The organism is Silvania sp. (assembly GCF_051656365.1).
GTDB lineage: Bacteria > Pseudomonadota > Gammaproteobacteria > Enterobacterales > Enterobacteriaceae > Enterobacter > Enterobacter hatchlandensis.
The window spans coordinates 17,904-39,985 of sequence record NZ_JBOGBT010000075.1 but is presented as its reverse complement, the minus strand read 5'-3'; the positions used below and the strand labels follow the sequence as shown (position 1 = coordinate 39,985).

The following is a 22,082-nucleotide window of genomic DNA, read 5'->3' as shown; positions in this document are numbered from 1 at the left end:
ATAACATAAGCTTTATGTGAAAATCAGCGCAGGGTTAATTCCCGACTTTGCCGATCAAATCCATCATTTTCAGTTTCTGATCGGTGGAAACCTTACGGGCTTCCAGTTCAATACCGCGTGCATTCAGCTTTTTAAATGCTTCGATATCATTCTGATCGACTGAAATCGCGTTATTCACCTGGGTTTTACCCTGACGGAAAGCCATACCCCCGATATTGACGGAAGTAATGTTAACGCCGCCCTCGACAACGCGTTCGACGTCCGTTGGGTTGGTAAACAGGAGCATGATGCGCTCGCCCGCATATTTCGGGTTGTTATAGACGCGGATCATTTTGGCGACATCCACCACGTGCGCCGTTACGCCCGGCGGAGCCACCTGAGTCAGAAGGGTTTTACGCACTGTGTCGGCGGCAACTTCGTCGCTGACCACGATAATGCGCTGTACGTTGGTCTCTTTGGTCCAGCGTGTTGCCACCTGGCCATGGATCAGGCGGTCATCGATACGTGCAAGGCCAATCTGCATGTAATCGTTCGGGCCCATTGGCTTGAGCGGGGCTGCGGCTTTGGCGGCTGCAGGGGCAGCAACCGGTGCGGCTTTCTCAACGGGTTTCGCTTTCAGCGCTTTCACGCCTTCGCGACCGGTTTCGACGGCCAGGGCCACCAGTTCGTCAAAGCTCGGGTTGTCATCGCGCGCCATCAGCGTTTCAACCAACATCGGGATGTTCACCCCGGCCACGACTTCGTGCTGTTCTTTATCGACAACTATACGACTGGCGGCGTTAAACGGACTGCCACCCCAGGTATCGACGAGGAACAGCACGCCACTGCCGGTATCCAGTTTTTCGAGTTGCGCCGTGTATTTCTCAATCAGCGTTTCGGCGTTTTCACCGGGAACGAAATCGATCCAGCCGACGTTTTCTTGCTCGCCTAACAACATCTCTGCGGTTTTAAGTAACTGCTCTGCGGCCCAGCCATGTGTGCCTATTACAATAGCAATGGTCACTTGCTACCTCCTTTTATTATCGTTTATGCACCTGTGTGACGAGGGCATCAGAATTCATCTTCGAAACAACGAATCGATTCAGATAAGGGTTAGAGTCTAATTAACTAAGACGTACGCGATTTATTTTAGACAGTGAAAAAATAATTTATGTGATGAAGATCCGTAATTTAGCCTAAGCCAGCCAGATAATTTTATGCGCAAAAAAATGCTGAAACATCTGTTTGCAAAGCAAAGTAAATCTTTGCCAAAAAGGCCATGTCTCTGATATGTTTACCCTCCATTTCATTGTCAGGAGTATAGGGCAGTAGCCCACTGTATGGACCGTCACCGACGTCAGTCATTTTCCAGGCCAACTCTGGCCAGCCGTATCGGCGATTCGCGCCACTCACTCTCTACGTCTTTTAACGCTTCGCCCGAATGTTCCGCGGCGCCGTTTTGTCATTCCTTTAGCAGGAGCTTGTCATGGAATTCTTAATGGACCCGCAGATCTGGGTGGGGTTGCTCACGCTGGTGGTGCTGGAGATCGTGCTCGGCATCGATAACCTGGTCTTTATCGCCATCCTTGCGGACAAACTGCCGCCAAAGCAGCGCGATAAAGCCCGGTTGATCGGCCTGTCGTTGGCGCTGATTATGCGTCTTGCACTCCTGTCGGTGATCTCGTGGATGGTCACGCTCACGCAGCCGCTCTTTACCGCCTTCGATTTTACCTTCTCAGGGCGCGACCTGATTATGCTGGTGGGGGGGCTATTCCTGCTGTTCAAGGCCACCACTGAGCTTCATGAACGGCTTGAAAACCGTCAGCACGATGACGGACACGGCAAAGGCTACGCCAGCTTCTGGGTGGTCGTGATGCAGATCGTGGTGTTGGATGCCGTCTTCTCCCTCGACGCGGTGATCACTGCGGTGGGGATGGTGAACCACCTGCCGGTGATGATGGCTGCGGTCATTATTGCGATGGCGGTGATGCTGCTGGCCTCGAAGCCGCTGACGCGTTTCGTCAACGAGCACCCGACGGTGGTTGTGCTCTGTCTGAGCTTCCTGCTGATGATCGGTCTGAGCCTGGTTGCAGAAGGCTTCGGCTTCCATATTCCGAAAGGCTACCTGTACGCGGCGATTGGTTTCTCGATCATTATTGAGATGTTTAACCAGATTGCCCGCCGTAACTTTATCCGTCAGCAGTCGAATCAGCCGCTGCGTGCCCGTACCGCGGATGCAATTTTGCGTCTGATGGGGGGGCGCCGTCAGGCTCAGGTTCAGCAGCAGGATAGCGAAAACCATATCCCTGTGCCGGTGCCGGAAGGCGCGTTTGTGGAAGAAGAGCGCTATATGATCAACGGCGTACTGTCGCTGGCCTCACGCTCTCTGCGCGGAATTATGACCCCGCGCGGTGAAATCAGCTGGGTTGATGCCAGCCTGAGCGTGGCGGAAATCCGTCAGCAACTGCTCTCCTCCCCGCACAGCCTGTTCCCGGTGTGTCGCGGTGAACTGGATGAAGTGATTGGCGTAGTGCGTGCGAAAGAGATGCTGGTGGCGCTGGAAGAGGGCGGCGACGTTGAATCCATTGCTGCTGCAACCCCGGCTATCGTGGTACCGGAAACGCTCGACCCGATCAACCTGCTTGGCGTGCTGCGCCGTGCTCGCGGTAGCTTTGTGATCGTGACCAACGAATTTGGTGTGGTACAAGGTCTGGTGACGCCGCTGGACGTGCTGGAAGCCATTGCCGGTGAGTTCCCGGATGCCGACGAAACGCCGGAAATTATCCATGATAATGACGGCTGGCTGGTTAAAGGCTCAACCGACATCCACGCGCTGCAGCAGACGCTGGGTCTGGAACACCTGACCAACCATGATGACGATATCGCGACGGTTGCAGGCCTGGTGATTGCTATTAACGGCCAGATCCCGCGCAGCGGCGACGTGCTGGAGTTACCGCCGCTGAAGATCACTATCGTTACTGCCAATGATTACCGTGTTGACCTGGTGCGTATTGTAAAAGAGCAGTCCGCCCATGACGATGAAGAGTAATCAGGCCGGCACTACGGCATAAACTGCATGATCGGCTTGTGATGCGAGGCTGGCGGGGGCGTGTTCTCCGCCAGCCACTTCGGAAAACTCCGCAGTGGCATCGGCTCTGCATATAAGAATCCCTGCAAAATATTGACCCCATGGCGGCGAAGATGACTCGCCTGATCTTTTGTCTCTACCCCTTCTGCCACCAGCTCGATATGCAGCCGCTGGCCCAGCGCAATAATAATGTCCGTTACCGTTGAGTTCACGGCGTCTGTCCCGATGGCAGCGGTAAACGACTTGTCAATTTTCAGCACTTCCGGGTTGAGCTTTTCCAGCCACGAGAGTGAATTGGTGCCAGTACCAAAATCATCAATCGCCAGCTTGATGCCTTTGCGGTGCAACTCGTCCACGATGTGATAATCCACCTCCAGCAGCGAGTCACGCTCCGTCAGTTCAATCATCAGTTGCTGAGCGGGCCTGGCGCTGAACCAGACACGATTCAGATCCTGCAGCAGCACCCCGTCGCGAAAATGGCTGGCCGCCACGTTGATGCCAATGTGAAAATCCCGCGCACCAGGGAACATCGACAGATGGCGCACGGTTTCAATCAGCACGAAGCGGGTCAGGGGAACGATCAGGTTATGCTGCTCGGCCAGCGGAATAAAAATCTCCGGCGAAATCCACCCCTGACGGGGATTGTTCCAGCGCAGCAGGATCTCCACCCCCACACAGCGCTGGGTTTGCGCATTCACCAGCGGCTGGCAAAACAGCTCAAATTCACCTGCGGCCAACCCCATGTTGATCTCCCAGGTGAAGCTCATGCGGCTGGCAGTTGCAAGCCAGGCGATATAGCCCACCAGCATGCTAAAGATGACCGCCAGTGGCAGCTGCCTGGGCAAATTTTGCAGAGCCAGTGCGCTGGAGCCCGGGCCACTGACAGTGATCGTGAAAGGGAATTTTTGTGAGGTTTGCTGGTAGATACTGTCGTGTTTATCGAACTCCAGCGTATTCGAGAGCTGACTGTAATAGCTCAGATGCTTACCGCCCACACTCAACCTCACGTCGCGGATGATCGGCAGCAGCGGCTCCAGCAGCATCCTGGCAATTAAATCGATGTTCACAATCTGCATAATGCCGTCATCGCTTTTTCCGGGCGCCGGATACCACTGGATCAGGACCGGGCTGCCGGTCAGCAGGGCCTGATCGGTGGTCAGCAGCAACAGCGGCTCGGCAGAGGGCAATTGAGGAACAAACTGGTGAATAGGAATATCGCGGCGGCCAAATGTGCTGGAGCAGTAGAGAATGCCGTTCTGGATCAGGCCTATAGAGCGCACCGACTGCAGGGAGGCGGCCTGTTTGCGCAGAAGAAAATTGACCTCCAGGCAGGGCCTGCCGAGCAGCGGCTCGACGATGGCCCGCCCGGCCTGGATCGGCAAGAGGATTTTCTCCAGCGTTTCGACTGCATGATTAACGAAGGTAGCATTGGTTTGCTGATTTAAATTGCGCTGTGAAATAAAACTGCAGCCCAGCGTGGTCAGCAGGGTGAGAAGTGAAAGCGACGCACAGACGATGATACGCTTGCGGCGATAATTTTTAATGATCGTCTGCGCTGTTTGCATGCCACGGCCATCCCAAAAGCCACTGGTGCATATGCCCGTGGCAACAGAGGTAGTGTAGTGGGCAATGTTTCGGCTAACGAGAAAAGGGGCGCAATTTCGCCCATCTGTATCAGATGGGCGAAGGGAGTATGAGAAACGAAACCAACGGTAAAACGGGGAGGATTAGTCGCACTGCACCTTAATCGCCAGACCGCCGCGAGAAGTTTCACGGTACTTGGCGTTCATGTCCTTGCCGGTCTCGTACATGGTTTCGATGACCTTATCCAGCGACACGCGTGGCGCACTGGTGCGGCGCATCGCCATGCGCGTGGCGTTAATCGCTTTTACCGACGCGATGGCATTACGTTCGATGCACGGCACCTGTACCTGACCGGCTACCGGGTCACAGGTCAGGCCGAGGTTATGCTCCATGCCGATCTCTGCTGCTACGCACACCTGCTCCGGGCTGGCGCCCAGCAGCTCTGCCAGACCCGCCGCCGCCATTGAACAGGCCACGCCGACTTCACCCTGACAACCCACTTCCGCACCGGAAATTGAGGCGTTCATCTTGTACAGCGCACCCACCGCACCCGAGGCGAGGAAGTAGCGAATGTAACTTTCCTGGGTGACAGGTTCGATAAAGTGGTCATAGTAGGCCAGCACCGCTGGAACGATCCCGCAGGCGCCGTTGGTTGGAGCGGTAACAACCCGTCCACCTGCGGCGTTCTCTTCATTCACCGCCAGGGCAAACATATTCACCCAGTCCACCACGTTCATCGGATCGTTGGAGTACTTATCGGTTGTCACCAGCATCCGGCGCAGGGCCGAGGCGCGACGGGGAACGCGCAGCGGGCCGGGCAACACGCCTTCGGTATTGATGCCGCGATCGATACAGGCGCGCATGGTCTTCCAGATATCGGCGAAATAGTCTTCGATCTCTTGCTTGCTGTGCAGCGCCAGTTCGTTCTGCATTACCATGCCGGAGAGCGACAGGCCGGTCTCTTTGCAGTAATTGAGCATCTCTGTCGCCGATTTAAACGGATACGGCACGTTCACATCGCCGGAAGCATCGTTGCCGAAATGCTCTTCGTCGACAATAAAGCCGCCGCCGATAGAGTAATAGGTTTTGCTATAGATCACTTTCTCGCCGCTGAAGGCGTGGATCTGCATCCCGTTTTCGTGCAGCGAGAGATTGTCGCTGCGAAAACGCATCCCGTCGTCCTGTGGGAAATCCACTTCGTGCTGGCCGTTCGCCAGCAGCAGACGGCCACGTGTTTCCACGTCACGAATAAACGCCGGAATGGCGTCAATATCTACGGTGGCCGGCATATTACCAGCCAGACCCATAATAATGGCGATATCGGTGTGGTGGCCTTTACCCGTTAACGAGAGCGAACCGTACACATCCACGGCCACGCGGGTAACGCTATCCAGTAATCCTTTTTCGACCAGGTCATCGACGAACTGTTTACCGGCCTTCATCGGCCCTACAGTGTGGGAGGAAGAGGGGCCAATACCCACTTTGAACATGTCGAATATACTAATCACTTTAACACTCCTGACAGGGTTACCGGGTTTCCAGTAACGATGTAATAACTGCGCATAGTGTAAGAGGGATACCGGCCGTCAGCTCAACTATTCACATGAATTTAACTAATGGCTAAGACCGGATTAACTAATAGCGGGAGGGCGATCGCAAAGGCGGAAAAAAAGTACGAATGTAAAGTATAGTCAAGGTTTCAGGCCGATCTGTAGCGCCAGCTCACGAATAATTCCGGCCGTCATGCCCCAGACAAAATAATGCTGATACCATGAAAGCCAGACCCGATGTTCGTGTCCACGACGTTGAATATCCAGCGGATGATATCGGCTCAAACGCAGGGCTTCCATCAGCGGCATTTCAAACACCGATTCTACTTCGTCCACGCTGGCATGGTAGTGCAAATCCGGGGGAATAATCCCGACAACAGGGGTCACCTGAAACCCGGTCACGCTGTCCACCGGAGGCAGTACGCCGATCACCTCAACTTTCTCCGGGGGGATCGCGACTTCTTCCTGCGCCTCGCGCAGCGCGGCGGCAATCAACGAAGCATCGGTACTGTCCACCGCGCCCCCAGGAAACGCCACCTGACCCGCATGTTTACGCATCTGCGACGAACGGCGGGTCAGCAGCAGTCCGGGCTGCTCCCGACGCACCACCGGGATCAGCACCGCTGCCTGGCGCTGGTTCAGCGACGCTTTGTTGATTTGCGGACGTAAAAGCTGAAAGCGCGATAAAAAATCGTCAAGAGTCAGGTTGCGGGTGTCCATCAGTTAATACTCCAGCTGCTGCAGAATGCGGTTCACTTTATCAAAGGTTTCCTGATATTCCGCATCGGCCTGGCTATCTGCGACGATCCCGCCGCCTGCGGAGCAGTAGAGCTGTCCGTCAAACGCGGTCAGCGTGCGAATGGTGATGCTGGTATCCATGCCGCCGCACAGGCTGAGGTAGCCGATGCTGCCGCACCAGGCATTGCGCCGATGCGGTTCCAGTTCGTCGATGATCGCCATCGCCCGCACCTTTGGCGCGCCGGTAATCGACCCACCCGGGAAGGCGGCGCGCAGTAGATCGCAGGCGGTACGCGCAGGGGGCAGGCGGGCGGTAATGGTGCTCACCAGGTGGTGCACAGCAGGGAAGGGCTCAACGATGAACAGTTCCGGTACTCGCACGCTGCCGGGTTCGGCTACCCGGCCAATATCGTTACGCATCAGATCGACAATCATCAGGTTCTCAGCGCGATCTTTTGGCGAGGCGGCGAGTTTCTGTGCCTGCTGGCGATCGGCCTCGGCATCTGCCAGACGCGGCAGGGTGCCTTTAATGGGGCGGGTCTGGATGGTGCCATCCGCCAGGTGAATAAAGCGCTCCGGCGACAGGCTCAGAATCACCCCCTCATCGAGGCGTATAAAGGCGCTGAACGGCGCGCGGTTCCGGGCATTCAGCTGAGTAAACGCCTGCCACTCATCGCCCTCGTAATGGGCCTGAAAGCGCTGAGCCAGGTTAACCTGGTAGCAGTCGCCGCTGTGCAGGTAAGCCTGCACCTGGTGGAATTTTTCGTGGTACTCCGCCTCCGTCATATTGGCCTGCCAGCGGGAGGTTAAGCGGAATGCGGGCCCGGTTGCAGGGGCGCGTCGGGATTCAAGCCACGCCAGCCGCGCGGCCGCATCGCCATGGCACACCAGCGACACCTGCTGTTTGTGGTGATCGACGATCAGCGCCCAGTCGTACAGGCCCACGGCCATATCGGCCAGGGTGATATCGCGCGCGGCATGCTCGGGCAGGTTTTCAAAGCGGCGTCCGAGATCGTACCCGAACAGGCCGAGCGCCCCGCCCTGGAAGGGCAGGTCAGTTTCTGGCGCGCAGGGCAGTCCCATCGAATCAATAGTCTGCTGCAGCAAAGTCAGCGGACAGGCGTCAACGTGAAGGCCATCGATGACGGTGTCCGCACCGTGTGTCACCAGCGTGGTGCGCGGATCGGCCACCAGAATATCGAAGCGGCTGTAGGGATGATCCGCATGGCCAGAGTGCAGCAGCATCGCCCACGGCAGATGGCTTATTGGCGCAAACCAGAATTCTGCGGCGTCAGGGCGCCACGATAATGTCAAAACAGTGGGGGATAACGGGTTCATCGGTGGCATACTACCGGGCAGCGTGAAATTATTAGCGCTGATAATTTAGCAGGAGTTGACGATGTTTGCAGGTTTACCTTCACTGAGCCATGAGCAGCAACAAAAGGCCGTCGAGCGCATTCAGGAACTGATGTCCAACGGGATGAGCAGCGGAGAGGCTATTACCATCGTCGCAGCAGAGTTACGCGCCACCCACACCGGAGAGCGGATTGTGGCGCGTTTTGAGGATGACGAAGAAGAGTAACCCGCCTTACACCGCAGCGATGATCTTAATCTCAACCTTATACTGCGGTTTCATCAGTGTCGCCTGTACCGTGCAGCGTACAGGCGCATGACCTGCCACCACCCACGCATCCCAGGCTTTGTTCATCGCCGCGAAATCGTCTTTATTTGCCAGAAAAATGGTCGCATCCAGAATACGGGATTTGTCGCTGCCCTGTTTCTCCAGCACGGCGTCAATCTGAGCCAGGGTGTTGGCGGTCTGTTCAAGCGCGTCGGCATCCAGATTCGCCGGTACGCCGGTGTAATACAGGGTCTGGTTGTGGATCACCACATCTGACCAGCGGGCTTCGGCATCAATGCGAACAATTGTCATATACGATTCCTCGTTAGTGTGAATTTCAGCGGGCAAGACTGCCATATTGTTTTGTCTGCGTCACTCTCGACTGGCGCCAGGGCGAGCGGCCTGACATAATCCCCTGTGCAAAAATACAGGGGGCAGAGTGGCAGACGATTTCTTAGCAGACGGGCAGTTAGCGCAGGCAATTCCCGGTTTTAAGCCGCGCGAGCCGCAGCGTCAGATGGCGCACGCGGTCGCCAAAGCCATCGACAGCGGTCAGCCGCTGGTGGTGGAAGCGGGTACCGGTACCGGTAAAACCTACGCCTATCTGGCGCCTGCGCTGCGCGCCAAAAAGAAAGTGATCATCTCCACCGGCTCGAAAGCCCTGCAGGATCAGCTCTACAGCCGCGACCTGCCGACGGTGGCAAAAGCCCTGAAATACAAAGGCCGTCTGGCTCTGCTGAAAGGGCGCTCCAACTACCTGTGCCTTGAACGCCTCGAACAGCAGGCGCTGGCGGGCGGTGACCTGCCGGTACAAACCCTCAGCGACGTTATCATCCTGCGCAGCTGGTCCAATCAGACTCTCGACGGGGATATCAGCACCTGCGCCAGCGTAGCCGAAGACTCCGCCGTCTGGCCACTGGTCACCAGCACCAACGACAACTGTCTGGGCAGCGACTGCCCGCTGTATAAAGACTGCTTCGTGGTAAAAGCGCGTAAAACGGCAATGGATGCCGACGTGGTGGTGGTCAACCACCATCTGTTCCTCGCCGATATGGTGGTTAAAGAGAGCGGCTTTGGCGAGCTGATCCCCGAGGCCGAGGTATTAATCTTCGATGAAGCGCACCAGCTTCCTGATATCGCCAGCCAGTATTTCGGCCAGTCGCTCTCCAGCCGCCAGCTGCTGGACCTGGCGAAAGATTTCACCATTGCGTACCGCACCGAACTGAAAGATACCCAGCAGCTGCAAAAGTGTGCCGACCGCCTGGCACAGAGCACTCAGGACTTCCGCATGCAGCTCGGCGATCCGGGCTATCGCGGCAATCTACGAGAGCTGCTGGCCAATCAGCATATCCAGCGCGCGCTGCTGTTACTCGATGACGCGCTGGAGCTTTGTTACGACGTGGCGAAGCTGTCGCTGGGCCGCTCGGCCTTGCTGGACGCCGCCTTTGAACGCGCGACGCTGTATCGCACGCGCCTGAAACGTCTAAAAGAGTTCAACCAGCCGGGCTACAGCTACTGGTACGAATGCAATTCCCGCCACTTCACCCTTGCCCTGACGCCGCTGACCGTGGCCGATAAATTTAAAGAGGTGATGGCGCAAAAACCGGGTAGCTGGATTTTTACCTCCGCGACGCTGTCGGTGAACGACGATCTGCACCACTTCACGGAGCGGCTGGGCATCGAGCAGGCGGAATCGCTGCTGCTGCCCAGCCCGTTCGACTATGCCACCCAGGCGCTACTGTGCGTGCCGCGTAACCTGCCGCTACCCAACCAGCCGGGGGCGGCCCGCCACCTGGCGGCGATGCTTAAGCCGATGATTGAGGCCAACAATGGCCGCTGCTTTATGCTCTGCACCTCGCATGCCATGATGCGCGATCTGGCCGAGCAGTTCCGTGCCACCATGACCCTGCCGGTGCTGCTGCAGGGTGAAACCAGCAAAGGTCAGCTGCTCCAGCAGTTTGTCAGCGCGGGCAATGCCCTGCTGGTGGCGACCAGCAGCTTCTGGGAAGGGGTGGACGTGCGCGGCGATGCCCTGTCGCTGGTGATCATCGATAAACTGCCCTTTACCTCGCCGGACGATCCGCTGCTGAAGGCGCGGATGGAAGATTGCCGTCTGCGCGGGGGCGATCCGTTCGACGAAGTACAGCTCCCGGATGCCGTCATCACGCTTAAGCAGGGCGTCGGGCGTCTGATCCGCGATGTGGACGACCGCGGGGTGCTGGTGATCTGCGATAACCGACTGGTGATGCGCCCTTACGGCGCCACCTTCATCGCCAGCCTGCCGCCTGCGCCACGCACCCGCGACATCGATCGCGCCGTGCGCTTCCTTGCGGCGACCCGGACGGAGTAATTTGCCTGGGCGTGTGCTAAAATACGCGCCTTTTTGTGACTGACCATTGCGAGAGCGCGACAACGAATGCGAATTCTGGCTATTGATACCGCCACAGAGGCCTGCTCTGTTGCCCTGTGGAACGACGGTGCTATCTGTGCTCATTTCGAAGAGTGCGCCCGGGAACATACCCAACGTATCCTGCCTTTGGTGAAGATGATCCTCACCGAAGGCAACACCTCCCTGCATAACCTTGATGCTCTGGCCTATGGCCGTGGCCCCGGCAGCTTTACCGGCGTGCGCATTGGTATTGGCATTGCGCAGGGGCTGGCGCTGGGCGCTGAACTGCCGATGATTGGCGTCTCGACGCTGGCCACCATGGCGCAGGGCGCATGGCGCAACACCGGTGCAACCCGCGTGCTGGCCGCCATCGACGCGCGAATGGGCGAAGTCTACTGGGCGGAGTACACTCGCGATGAGCAGGGCGTCTGGCACGGCGAAACGAGCGAAGCGGTGCTCAAACCGGACGCGGTAAGCGATCGCTTGAAAACCCTGTCGGGTGAATGGGCGACCGTGGGCACCGGCTGGCAGACGTGGCCGGATATGGCTAACGACAGCGGCCTGACGCTGGTTGAGGGGAAGGTACTACTGCCTGCTGCAGAAGATATGCTGCCGATTGCCTGTCAGATGCTGGCAGCCGGACAAACCGTGGCGGTCGAGAAGGCCGAGCCGGTTTATTTACGAAACGAAGTGGCGTGGAAGAAACTTCCGGGCCGGGCATGAATCTCAGTAATAGAATCTGAGAAAAGGAGTCGCACATGGCGGTTCAACAATGCGTAGTTCGCCTGCTGGCGGTAGGGACGTTGACCCTGGCCCTGAGCGGGTGTGTTTCGGTTCCTGATGCCATCAAGGGCAGCAGCCCGACGCCGCAGCAGGATCTGGTGCGGGTGATGAATGCGCCGGAGCTGTATGTCGGTCAGGAAGCACGCTTCGGCGGTAAAGTGGTTGGCGTAGAAAACCGGCAGGGCAAAACCCGACTGGAAATTGCCACTGTCCCGCTGGACAGCGGGGCACGTCCTATCCTGGGTGAAGCCTCACGCGGACGGATCTTTGCCGATCTGAACGGGTTCCTCGACCCGGTGGATTTCCGGGGGCATCTGGTCACCGTTGTCGGTCCGATCACTGGCGCGGAGCAGGGCAAAATTGGTAATACGCCGTATAAATTTATGACCATGCAGGCTAACGGTTACAAGCGCTGGCGCGTGACGCAGCAGGTGATGATGCCTCCGCAGCCGATTGATCCCTGGTATTGGGGACCGCATCCATGGCGCTATGGCGGTTATGGTGGCTATGGCGGCTGGGCAGGATACGGTGGACCTGCAGAGGTTCGGACGATAGTCACCGAGTAACTTGCTGTTATTATTATAAAAGAAGCAGCGGCGCGTCCGCTGCTTCTCATTTTCGACGGCTATAACAAAAATAAATAGTGACGCGCTTCGCAACCTTAAATCCGGACAATTTTTAAACTGGTACGCTGAGTTAATATTATGTTAACGACTTGTATATTAACCGGGGTTGTGATGACGACGAACACGCATTTCAGAGGTGAAGTAGTGAAGAAGGTTTGGCTTAACCGTTATCCTGCGGATGTCCCCGCCGAGATAAACCCTGACCGTTATCAATCCCTGGTTGAACTGTTTGAACACTCCGTCGCGCGTTACGCCGATCAGCCTGCCTTTGTGAACATGGGCGAGGTGATGACCTTCCGCAAGCTGGAAGAGCGTAGCCGGGCTTTTGCCGCCTATCTGCAACAGGGTTTAGGTCTGCAAAAAGGTGATCGGGTGGCATTAATGATGCCTAACCTGCTGCAGTATCCGGTTGCGCTGTTTGGCATCCTGCGTGCGGGCATGATCGTGGTCAACGTCAATCCGCTGTATACCCCCCGCGAGCTGGAGCATCAGCTCAACGACAGCGGTGCAGCGGCAATTGTGATTGTCTCCAACTTTGCCCACACCCTGGAAAAAGTGGTTGATAAAACCCAGGTGAAGCACGTCATTCTGACGCGGATGGGCGATCAGCTGTCTACCGCCAAAGGGACGCTGGTTAACTTCGTCGTCAAATACGTTAAACGGCTGGTGCCAAAATACCACCTGCCGGATGCTATCTCCTTCCGCCGTGCGCTGCACAACGGCTACCGGATGCAGTACGTGAAGCCGGAAGTGGTGCCGCAGGATCTGGCGTTCCTGCAATATACCGGCGGCACGACGGGCGTGGCGAAAGGGGCAATGCTGACCCACCGCAACATGCTGGCCAACCTCGAGCAGGTGAATGCCACCTACGGCCCGCTGCTGCATCGCGGCAAAGAGCTGGTCATCACCGCGCTGCCGCTGTATCACATCTTCGCCCTGACCATGAACTGCCTGCTGTTTATCGAGCTGGGCGGGCAAAACGTGCTGATAACCAACCCGCGTGATATTCCGGGACTGGTGAAAGAGCTGGCGAAATATCCGTTTACCGCCATGACAGGGGTTAACACGCTGTTTAATGCGCTGCTCAACAACAAAGAGTTCCATCAGCTCGATTTCTCAACGCTGCATCTCTCCGCAGGCGGCGGGATGCCGGTTCAGCAGGCGGTGGCCGATCGCTGGGTCAAGCTGACCGGTCAGTATCTGCTCGAAGGCTACGGCCTGACCGAATGCGCCCCGCTGGTCAGCGTCAACCCACACGATATCGATTATCACAGCGGCAGCATCGGCCTGCCGGTGCCCTCCACCGAAGCGAAGCTGGTGGACGATGAGGATAACGAAGTCGCACCTGGCGAACCGGGCGAGCTGTGTGTAAAGGGCCCGCAAGTGATGCTCGGCTACTGGCAGCGCCCGGATGCCACCGACGAAATCATCAAAGACGGCTGGTTATATACCGGTGATATCGCGGTGATGGACGACGAAGGCTTCCTGCGCATTGTCGATCGCAAGAAAGATATGATCCTGGTGTCTGGCTTTAACGTCTATCCTAATGAAATCGAAGACGTGGTGATGCAGCACGACGGCGTGCAGGAAGTGGCGGCCGTGGGCGTGCCTGCGGGCAGCAGCGGCGAAACGGTAAAAATCTTTGTCGTGAAAAAAGATCCGGCCCTGACTGAAGAGGCGCTGGTCACCTTCTGCCGTCGTCAGTTGACCGGCTATAAGGTACCGAAGCTGGTAGAGTTTCGGGATGAACTGCCTAAATCGAACGTCGGGAAGATATTACGACGAGAATTACGTGACGAAGCGCGTGCCAAAGTGGACAATAAAGGCTGAGCTTCGTGCTAGTCACTCCAAAACGCTGGCTACGCCGGCGTTTTTTTATGGGTGCAAACTAAAGAGAAAATGATTTGAACTACCAGATGATCACCACCAATGACGAGCTGGCTTCCCTGTGCGATGTCACTCGCGACGCGCCCGCCATCGCTCTGGATACCGAATTTGTTCGTACCCGTACCTATTATCCGCAGCTGGGTCTGATCCAACTGTACGACGGCAAACATGTGTCGCTGATCGACCCCCTTGGAATCACCGACTGGGCACCGATGCGTGCGCTACTGCTGAACACGGCCATTACTAAATATCTGCACGCCGGTAGCGAAGATCTGGAAGTTTTCCTCAATACGTTCGGCATCATGCCGCAGCCGTTGATCGACACCCAGATCCTGGCGGCGTTTGCCGGTCGTCCGCTCTCATGGGGTTTTGCCGGCATGGTCGAAGAGTATACGGGGCTGGTGATCGACAAGAGCGAATCCCGCACCGACTGGCTGGCGCGCCCGCTGACCGAGCGTCAGCTCGACTACGCGGCGGCAGATGTGTTTTACCTGCTGCCGATTGCCGGTCAACTGATGCAGGAGGCGGAAGCCTCAGGCTGGCTGCCCGCCGCGCTGGATGAGTGCCGCATGACGCAGCAGCGTCGTCAGGAGGTCACCGACCCGAAAGACGCCTGGCGCGACATCACCAACGCCTGGCAGCTGCGTACCCGTCAGCTGGCCTGCCTGCAACTGTTGGCCGACTGGCGTCTGCGCAAGGCTCGTGAGCGCGATCTGGCGGTGAATTTCGTGGTGCGTGAGGAGCATCTGTGGGGCGTGGCGCGTTATATGCCTTCCAGTCTGGGCGAACTGGACAGCATTGGTTTGTCCGGCTCTGAAATTCGCTTCCACGGCAAAACGCTGCTGGCACTGGTGGCTAAAGCCCAACAGCTGCCGGACGATGAACTGCCAGAACCCCTGCTGAATCTGATGGACATGCCGGGCTATCGCAAAGCCTTTAAAGCGATTAAAGCGTTGGTACAGGAAGTGGCTACCGAAAGCAAAATTAGCGCCGAGCTGCTGGCGTCGCGTCGTCAGATCAACCAGCTGCTAAACGTGCACTGGAAGCTGAAAACGCCAAATGGACAGCCGGAGTTAATTTCAGGCTGGCGTGGGGAATTGATGGCCGATCGTCTGAAGGCCTTGCTGGAAGAGTATCCGCAGTAAGCCGTAGAGTAGGCCGGGCAAGCGCAGCGCCGCCCGGCGTCTACAGGCCCCACAAACCTAACGTGATTCTTCCGCTTCCGGCAGGGTCACGTTGAGCTCCAGAATCGAGATATCCCCGTCCTTTTGCTCCAGCTGTACGGTGACCATTTCCGGGTCGATCTGCACGTACTTACAAATCACTTCCAGAATGTCCTTGCGCAGCTGCGGCAGGTAGTGCGGTTCCGCATCGCTACGACGGCGTTCCGCGACAATGATTTGCAGTCGCTCTTTCGCGATGTTGGCGGTGCTTTTCTTTCGTGAGAGAAAAAAGTCCAGTAATGCCATAACTTATCCTCCGAACAGGCGTTTGAGGAAACCTTTCTTCTCTTCCTCTATGAAGCGGAAAGGACGTTCGTCTCCAAGCAGACGATCCACGGTATCGGCATAGGCTTTACCCGCGTCAGCGTTGACGTCGAGGATCACCGGCTCGCCCTGGTTAGATGCGCGCAGCACGGACTGATCTTCCGGGATGACGCCAACCAGTTTGATGCGCAGGATCTCCAGCACGTCTTCCATGCTCAACATATCACCTTTGTTCACGCGACCCGGGTTGTAACGGGTCAGCAGCAGGTGCTCTTTGATCGGGTCCTGGCCATTTTCCGCACGGCGGGATTTTGAGGCGAGGATCCCTAAAATACGGTCGGAGTCGCGTACGGACGACACTTCCGGGTTGGTGGTGATGATCGCTTCATCGGCGAAGTACAGCGCCATCAGCGCCCCGGTTTCGATGCCTGCCGGGGAGTCGCAGACCACGAAGTCGAACTCCATCTTTTTCAGCTCATCGAGCACTTTCTCCACGCCTTCGCGGGTCAGTGCATCTTTGTCACGCGTCTGAGAAGCCGGCAGAACAAAGAGGTTTTCGGTGCGTTTGTCTTTAATCAGCGCCTGATTCAGCGTGGCGTCACCCTGAATCACGTTAACGAAATCGTACACCACGCGACGCTCGCAGCCCATAATCAGGTCGAGGTTACGCAGACCGATATCAAAATCGATAACGACGGTTTTCTTGCCCTTCTGGGCCAAACCGGTTGCGATGGCCGCGCTGGAGGTGGTCTTGCCAACGCCTCCTTTACCAGAAGTCACAACAATAATGCGTGCCATAGAAATTCCTTGTGAAAAAGGGATCAATTCAACGGTTGAACGGCCAAAGCGTTATCTGCCAGTCGCAGACGCGCCGCTTTGCCATAAAATTCGGCCGGGATGTTATCGCTCAGCCAGTAAACCCCTGCGATGGAGACCAGCTCCGCCTCCAGGTGGGTACAAAATATCTGCGCATCGCGCTCGCCGCTGGCGCCCGCCAGCGCGCGGCCGCGCATTGCGCCATAAATATGAATATTGCCATCCGCAATCAGCTCTGCGCCCGCGCTGACGTGATTGGTCACAATCAGGTCGCAGTTTGGCGCATAAATGCGCTGACCGGAACGAACCGGCAGATCAATAAATCGCGTTTTTGTGACAGGGATAACAGCGGGCTCAGGTGGAGCAGGGGGCTCGCTCTCCGGGAGGGCGGTCCGTGGGGCTTTTTCTTTGCCTTCGTTCAGCAGCGGAAGACCTGCACGGTCTATCTCTGCTTTCAGTTCGGCATCTTTACAGCCGCTGATGCCCACGATACGCAGACCGGTGGCAGAAACCGCCTCTTGCACATGCCGCCAGTTAACCGGCGCTTCGAGCGCGCTAACGTTGATCACCACCGGCGCATGTTTCAGAAATGCGGGCGCCTGCGCAATTTTGTCTTCTAACGCCTGACGAATAACCTCGGGTTTTGCTTCATGCAAATGAACCACTGATAAGGTGAAGCTACTGCCTTTAAGCTCGATGGGCGTGTTTGACATCCTGGCCTTACTCAATTTGCTTTTAACCGTCACGCCAGCGCGACGATATTCCGAAGAGTACCAGGCATGTTATAGTCACAACTATATTGAGGCAAGTCACCCTCCACGGATATTCAGAGGAAATATATGTTTTGTGTGATCTACAGAAGTACCCAACGGGATCAAACCTATCTTTATGTCGAAAAAAAGGACGATTTCTCCCGGGTGCCTGAGGCACTGCTGAAGTCCTTCGGCAAGCCGCAGCTGGTGATGCTGATGCCGCTCGACGGGCGTAAACAATTGAGCAACGCCGATCTGGAAAAAGTTAAAAGTGCATTAGCTGAACAAGGCTATTATTTACAACTCCCTCCTCCGCAAGAGAATTTACTCAAACAGCATCTTGAAGAGCAGAGGAAAAATTAGTTTAAGAATTATCTGTTAGCATGACATAAACCTTTTTAGGGGATTAACATGTATCAACATCATAACTGGCAAGGAGCCTTACTGGATTTTCCAGTAAGTAAAGTCGTCTGTGTAGGCAGTAATTATGCTAAGCATATTCAGGAAATGGGAAGTGCGGTTCCGGATGAGCCGGTACTGTTCATTAAACCTGAGACCGCGCTGTGCGATCTGCGCCAGCCGCTGGTACTACCCCAGGGGCTGGGGTCGGTTCACCACGAAGTGGAGCTGGCGGTGTTGATTGGTGCCACGCTGCGCCAGGCCTCAGAAGAGCATGTGCAGAAGGCGATTGCCGGTTATGGCGTTGCACTGGACCTGACCCTGCGTGACCTGCAGGGCAAAATGAAAAAAGCCGGCCAGCCGTGGGAAAAAGCCAAAGGCTTTGATAATTCCTGCCCGATCTCCGGGTTTATCCCGGTGTCAGAATTCAAAGACGATCCGCAGAACACCCCCCTGAGCCTGAAGGTTAACGGTGAAGTGCGCCAGCAGGGTTCAACGTCTGACATGATCCACAAGATCGTGCCGCTGATCGCCTATATGAGCCGTTTCTTTACCCTCAAACCGGGTGATGTGATCCTCACCGGCACCCCGGAAGGCGTAGGCCCGCTGTCCGGCGGCGACGAGCTGGAAGTGGCCTTTAACGGCCTGTCACTGAAAACCCGCGTGCTGTAACCCCTTATTGCCGCCTCTTTCCGGCGGCAAAACTTGCATCATGGTGCCAGACTGGTTATAAGGTGCGCTTTCTTTTGTTGCGTGGACATTCTTATGAGCGAAATCCCTTTCTGGCAGAGCAAGACACTTGAGACCATGACCGACGCCGAGTGGGAATCGCTGTGCGACGGCTGCGGCCAGTGCTGCCTGCATAAGCTGATGGATGAAGACTCAGACGAAATCTACTTCACCAACGTCGCCTGTAAACAGCTGAACATCAAAACCTGCCAGTGCCGTAACTACGAGCGTCGCTTCGAGTATGAGCCGGACTGCATCAAGCTGACCCGCGAAAATCTGCCGACTTTTGAATGGTTACCGCCGACCTGCGCCTATCGCCTGCTGGCGGAAGGAAAGGGGCTACCGGACTGGCATCCGTTGCTGACGGGGTCGAAAGCGGCGATGCACGGTGAGCGCATTTCCGTTCGCCATATTGCGGTGAAGGAATCCGAGGTGCGCGACTGGGAAGACCATATTCTGAATCACCCTTCCCGCGCGTAAAAAAAAACCTGCCGCGGCAGGTTTTTTATTTGCCGGACATTAACGCCCGAACAGATCGCGTTTTTTGGGTTTGAACGGCTGGGCAATCAGCACCAGCAGGGCTACCACGAAGAAAGCGACAAAAATACCCACCAGCCACTGCGGCATCTCGAGCGTCAGGAACTCCCACTGGCGCACGGAGCAGTCACCTGAGGCGACAAACACCTGCGGCAGCCATTTGTCCAGCGGCAGCCAGCTTGGGAAGCGGGCGGCAAAATCACAGGTCATAAACGGCGATGGGTGCAGCTGCATCATCGTATGCTCCCAGGCCAGCTCAATCCCTTTCCAGGCACTGTACAGCCAGATAGCGATACCCGCATAGCGCAGCGGGGATTTTGGGGCAATGGCACCCACCAGGCCTGCGCCCATCACGCCGAACAGCGCACAGCGTTCATAGATGCAAAGCACGCAGGGTTTCAGCAACATCACATGCTGGAACCACAATGCCACCATTTCGAGAGCGAAAGCGGTCAGGGCCAACAGCAACCACGCTCCGCGACCGCGCGAGCATTGGTTCAAAAATCTCAACATAATCATTTCCCTGGGACATGCATAGAAAGCGCAGTGTAAACGAAAACATTTTGCGCGCCACCTGCGGCGCGCAAAATAAAACGTAATCGCGTATTTATCATTCGGAAAGTGCCACCGGGCAGCGAGCCGCCCGGTTTACGCACTTAAAGCGACGTCAGTATACCCGTCTGCAGCATCCAATGTGTTAAAGGAATAAGGGTAATTTTGACGCACAGCAAGCCGACCCCGGTTAAAACCACCGTATAGGGCAGCGCCATCCACACCATCCGTCCATAAGAGAGCCTTATCAGTGGTGCCAGCGCAGAGGTAAGCAGGAACAGGAATGCCGCCTGGCCGTTTGGCGTGGCGACGGAGGGCAGGTTGGTACCGGTGTTGATCGCCACTGCCAGCAGTTCAAACTGCTGCTGGCTGATCGCCCCATTCTGCAGAGCGGTTTTGGCTTCATTGATGTACACCGAGCCGACAAACACGTTATCAGAAATCGCCGACAGCAGGCCGTTAAACAGATAGAACAGCGACAGCTGGGCATCGGGTTCAGCCTGCAGTACGTAGCGGATGATCGGTGCAAACAGCTGTTGATCGACAATCACCGCCACGATGGCGAAAAAGATCGCCAGCAGCGCGGTGAAGGGCAGCGCTTCGGTAAAGGCTTTGCCGATGGCATGCTCGTCCGTCACGCCGGTAAACGAGGTGGCGAGGATTATCACCGACAGGCCGATTAATCCCACTTCCGCCAGATGAAACGCCAGCGCAAAGATGAGCCAGGCGCCGATAAGGCCCTGGAAAATCAGCGCCAGCGTCTGCTGGCGGGTACGCTGGCTGCGGCTTTGCTCGTCAAAGGCATGCAGCACCTCGCGAACCTGAACCGGAAGAAGCGTACCGTAGCCAAACCACTGGCGTTTTTCTACCAGCCAGCAGGTAAACAACCCGCACACCAGTACCGGCACGCTCACTGGTGCCACCCGCAGGAAAAAGTCGCTAAACCCCCAGCCTGCGGCCTTGGCGATAATCAGGTTCTGCGGCTCGCCGACCATGGTCATCACCCCGCCGAGTGCGGTACCCACGCCCGCGTGCATCATCAGACTGCGCAAGAAGGCACGGAACTGATCCAGCACCGCGCGCTGCTGGGCATCGACATGGCTGTCGTCCTGCAGCGCATTTTCCGGCTGTGAAGAGGCCACCCGATGATAAATACCGTAAAACCCGACGGCCACGCTAATCACCACCGCCACCACGGTCAGGGCATCGAGAAAGGCCGACAGAAACGCTGCCGCCAGGCAGAAGGCCAGCGAAAGCAGGGTTTTAGACGGAATGCTCAACAGCAGACGGGTAAAGATAAACAGCAGCAGCTGCTTCATAAAGTAGATCCCGGCCACCATAAACATCAGCAGCAGGAGCACTTCGAGGTTAGCCGCCAGCTCTTCTTTCACATGTTCCGCGCTGGTCATGCCTATTACCACCGCTTCAAAGGCAAGCAGGCCGCCCGGCAGCAGCGGGTAACATTTTAACGCCATCGCCAGGGTGAAGATAAACTCCGCGACCAGCAGCCAGCCTGCGACAAAAGGATCAACGAGAAAGAGGAGTGGGTTAACAACCAGAAAAGCAATAAGAGTGATTTTGTACCAGTCAGGCGACTGACCTAAAAAATTGCGCCATAGCGCGCGACCGTAAGACATTTCCACAACAAATTTCCCTGTCCGTCAGATTATTACGCCCTAAGTATATCCAAAGCTTACCCGGTAAGGGGCGGCAACGATGTTTTTTAAATAATAAAAATAAAACGGCGATCCCCTTTTCTCAGCTTGCTGCGCTATCTGCCTCAGCCTGCCTCTGGTATGATGAGTAAATTTTGTAAAAAGCAGTGGAATGGACAACTCACTATGGTCATAAAGGCGCAAAGCCCGGCGGGTTTCGCTGAAGAGTATATTATCGAAAGCATCTGGAATAACCGTTTCGCTCCAGGCTCGATTCTTCCCGCAGAACGCGAACTCTCTGAACTGATTGGCGTCACCCGCACCACCTTACGCGAAGTGTTACAGCGTCTGGCGCGCGATGGCTGGTTGACAATCCAACACGGCAAACCGACCAAAGTGAATAACTTCTGGGAAACGTCGGGTCTGAATATTCTCGAAACGCTGGCACGTCTCGATCATGAAAGCGTGCCGCAGCTGATTGATAACCTGCTCTCCGTGCGCACCAACATTGCTACCATCTTTATCCGCACTGCATTTCGCCAGCACCCGGATAAAGCGCTGGAAGTGCTCGCCCGCGCCACGGCGGTGGAAGACCACGCAGATGCGTTTGCGCTGCTGGACTACAACGTCTTCCGCGGGCTGGCGTTTGCCTCCGGCAACCCAATCTACGGCCTGATCCTCAACGGGATGAAAGGGCTGTATACCCGCATCGGTCGTCACTACTTCGCCAACCCGGAAGCCCGCAGTCTGGCGCTTGGTTTCTACCATAAGTTGAGTGAACTCTGTGCCGAAGGGATGCACGACCAGGTCTATGAAACCGTGCGTCGTTACGGTCACGACAGCGGCGAGATCTGGCACCGGATGCAGAAAACGCTGCCTGGCGACCTGGCGATCCACAGTCGCTAAAATA

At 56.4% G+C, this 22,082-nt stretch carries 22 protein-coding genes; 11 read left to right on the top strand and 11 right to left on the bottom strand.

Features of this window, described 5'->3' with window-relative positions; translation table 11 throughout:
• Positions 1 to 34 precede the first annotated feature (34 nt).
• On the bottom strand, positions 35 to 1,003 hold the full coding sequence (manX, locus tag ACRDD5_RS14440; protein WP_271284008.1) for a PTS mannose transporter subunit IIAB: 969 nt from the start codon (positions 1,001 to 1,003) through the stop codon (positions 35 to 37).
• A 462-nt stretch (positions 1,004 to 1,465) separates the two neighbouring features.
• On the opposite strand from manX, the gene yoaE reads away from it, so the two are divergent.
• Positions 1,466 to 3,028 carry a CNNM family cation transport protein YoaE gene (gene yoaE / locus ACRDD5_RS14435; RefSeq protein WP_271284009.1) on the top strand — a complete coding sequence of 521 codons (1,563 nt, stop codon included), beginning with the start codon at positions 1,466 to 1,468 and terminating at the stop codon, positions 3,026 to 3,028.
• Between the two features lie 11 nt (positions 3,029 to 3,039).
• On the opposite strand, the gene ACRDD5_RS14430 is transcribed toward yoaE, so the two are convergent.
• The 4 genes from ACRDD5_RS14430 to pabB form a co-directional block, all read right to left on the bottom strand.
• Positions 3,040 to 4,632, bottom strand: coding sequence for an EAL domain-containing protein (locus ACRDD5_RS14430; protein WP_438677127.1), 1,593 nt, complete (start codon positions 4,630 to 4,632; stop codon positions 3,040 to 3,042).
• A gap of 162 nt (positions 4,633 to 4,794) precedes the next feature.
• A complete protein-coding gene (sdaA, locus tag ACRDD5_RS14425) occupies positions 4,795 to 6,159 on the bottom strand; it encodes an L-serine ammonia-lyase (RefSeq protein WP_438677126.1) in 1,365 nt (454 codons plus the stop codon).
• A gap of 183 nt (positions 6,160 to 6,342) precedes the next feature.
• The gene (locus ACRDD5_RS14420) at positions 6,343 to 6,921 is read right to left on the bottom strand and encodes a CoA pyrophosphatase (RefSeq protein ID WP_271284012.1); all 579 of its coding nucleotides are present in this window, start codon (positions 6,919 to 6,921) and stop codon (positions 6,343 to 6,345) included.
• 3 nt (positions 6,922 to 6,924) lie between these two features.
• Entirely contained in the window at positions 6,925 to 8,277 is a 1,353-nt protein-coding gene (pabB, locus tag ACRDD5_RS14415; RefSeq protein WP_438677125.1) for an aminodeoxychorismate synthase component 1, read from the bottom strand.
• 61 nt (positions 8,278 to 8,338) lie between these two features.
• On the opposite strand from pabB, the gene ACRDD5_RS14410 reads away from it, so the two are divergent.
• Entirely contained in the window at positions 8,339 to 8,521 is a 183-nt protein-coding gene (locus ACRDD5_RS14410) for a YoaH family protein (RefSeq protein ID WP_271284014.1), read from the top strand.
• A gap of 6 nt (positions 8,522 to 8,527) precedes the next feature.
• Here ACRDD5_RS14410 and ACRDD5_RS14405 read toward each other — a convergent pair whose 3' ends face one another.
• On the bottom strand, positions 8,528 to 8,872 hold the full coding sequence (locus ACRDD5_RS14405) for a RidA family protein (protein ID WP_438677124.1): 345 nt from the start codon (positions 8,870 to 8,872) through the stop codon (positions 8,528 to 8,530).
• 127 nt (positions 8,873 to 8,999) lie between these two features.
• Here ACRDD5_RS14405 and ACRDD5_RS14400 point away from each other — a divergent pair, with 127 nt between their 5' ends.
• From ACRDD5_RS14400 to rnd, 5 genes are all read left to right on the top strand, one after another.
• A complete protein-coding gene (locus ACRDD5_RS14400) occupies positions 9,000 to 10,910 on the top strand; it encodes a helicase C-terminal domain-containing protein (protein ID WP_271284016.1) in 1,911 nt (636 codons plus the stop codon).
• 66 nt (positions 10,911 to 10,976) lie between these two features.
• Positions 10,977 to 11,672: a tRNA (adenosine(37)-N6)-threonylcarbamoyltransferase complex dimerization subunit type 1 TsaB gene (gene tsaB / locus ACRDD5_RS14395; protein WP_438677123.1), complete on the top strand. Its 696-nt coding sequence runs from the start codon at positions 10,977 to 10,979 to the stop codon at positions 11,670 to 11,672.
• A 35-nt stretch (positions 11,673 to 11,707) separates the two neighbouring features.
• Positions 11,708 to 12,298, top strand: a complete 591-nt coding sequence (locus ACRDD5_RS14390; RefSeq protein ID WP_438677122.1) for a Slp/YeaY family lipoprotein — start codon at positions 11,708 to 11,710, stop codon at positions 12,296 to 12,298.
• A gap of 204 nt (positions 12,299 to 12,502) precedes the next feature.
• Positions 12,503 to 14,188, top strand: coding sequence for a long-chain-fatty-acid--CoA ligase FadD (fadD, locus tag ACRDD5_RS14385; protein ID WP_271284019.1), 1,686 nt, complete (start codon positions 12,503 to 12,505; stop codon positions 14,186 to 14,188).
• A gap of 74 nt (positions 14,189 to 14,262) precedes the next feature.
• A complete protein-coding gene (rnd, locus tag ACRDD5_RS14380) occupies positions 14,263 to 15,390 on the top strand; it encodes a ribonuclease D (RefSeq protein ID WP_271284020.1) in 1,128 nt (375 codons plus the stop codon).
• Between the two features lie 57 nt (positions 15,391 to 15,447).
• Here the strand turns inward: rnd and minE are convergent, their stop codons facing one another.
• The 3 genes from minE to minC are packed head-to-tail and all read right to left on the bottom strand — an operon-like array spanning position 15,448 to position 17,261.
• The gene (minE, locus tag ACRDD5_RS14375; protein ID WP_003859937.1) at positions 15,448 to 15,714 is read right to left on the bottom strand and encodes a cell division topological specificity factor MinE; all 267 of its coding nucleotides are present in this window, start codon (positions 15,712 to 15,714) and stop codon (positions 15,448 to 15,450) included.
• A gap of 3 nt (positions 15,715 to 15,717) precedes the next feature.
• Positions 15,718 to 16,530 carry a septum site-determining protein MinD gene (gene minD / locus ACRDD5_RS14370; RefSeq protein WP_271284021.1) on the bottom strand — a complete coding sequence of 271 codons (813 nt, stop codon included), beginning with the start codon at positions 16,528 to 16,530 and terminating at the stop codon, positions 15,718 to 15,720.
• Between the two features lie 23 nt (positions 16,531 to 16,553).
• On the bottom strand, positions 16,554 to 17,261 hold the full coding sequence (gene minC / locus ACRDD5_RS14365; protein ID WP_271284022.1) for a septum site-determining protein MinC: 708 nt from the start codon (positions 17,259 to 17,261) through the stop codon (positions 16,554 to 16,556).
• Positions 17,262 to 17,387: 126 nt separating this feature from the next.
• Here minC and ACRDD5_RS14360 point away from each other — a divergent pair, with 126 nt between their 5' ends.
• From ACRDD5_RS14360 to ACRDD5_RS14350, 3 genes are all read left to right on the top strand, one after another.
• Positions 17,388 to 17,663: a YcgL domain-containing protein gene (locus tag ACRDD5_RS14360; RefSeq protein ID WP_271284023.1), complete on the top strand. Its 276-nt coding sequence runs from the start codon at positions 17,388 to 17,390 to the stop codon at positions 17,661 to 17,663.
• 48 nt (positions 17,664 to 17,711) lie between these two features.
• Entirely contained in the window at positions 17,712 to 18,371 is a 660-nt protein-coding gene (locus ACRDD5_RS14355) for a fumarylacetoacetate hydrolase family protein (protein ID WP_271284024.1), read from the top strand.
• 93 nt (positions 18,372 to 18,464) lie between these two features.
• Positions 18,465 to 18,908, top strand: coding sequence for a YcgN family cysteine cluster protein (locus ACRDD5_RS14350; protein WP_271284025.1), 444 nt, complete (start codon positions 18,465 to 18,467; stop codon positions 18,906 to 18,908).
• 39 nt (positions 18,909 to 18,947) lie between these two features.
• On the opposite strand, the gene dsbB is transcribed toward ACRDD5_RS14350, so the two are convergent.
• Together dsbB and nhaB are read right to left on the bottom strand one after the other, a co-directional pair.
• Entirely contained in the window at positions 18,948 to 19,478 is a 531-nt protein-coding gene (gene dsbB, locus ACRDD5_RS14345; RefSeq protein ID WP_271284026.1) for a disulfide bond formation protein DsbB, read from the bottom strand.
• A gap of 143 nt (positions 19,479 to 19,621) precedes the next feature.
• A complete protein-coding gene (nhaB, locus tag ACRDD5_RS14340) occupies positions 19,622 to 21,160 on the bottom strand; it encodes a sodium/proton antiporter NhaB (protein ID WP_438677121.1) in 1,539 nt (512 codons plus the stop codon).
• 198 nt (positions 21,161 to 21,358) lie between these two features.
• Here nhaB and fadR point away from each other — a divergent pair, with 198 nt between their 5' ends.
• Complete coding sequence (fadR, locus tag ACRDD5_RS14335) at positions 21,359 to 22,078, top strand: fatty acid metabolism transcriptional regulator FadR (protein WP_271284028.1); 720 nt, start codon at positions 21,359 to 21,361, stop codon at positions 22,076 to 22,078.
• Positions 22,079 to 22,082 lie beyond the last annotated feature (4 nt).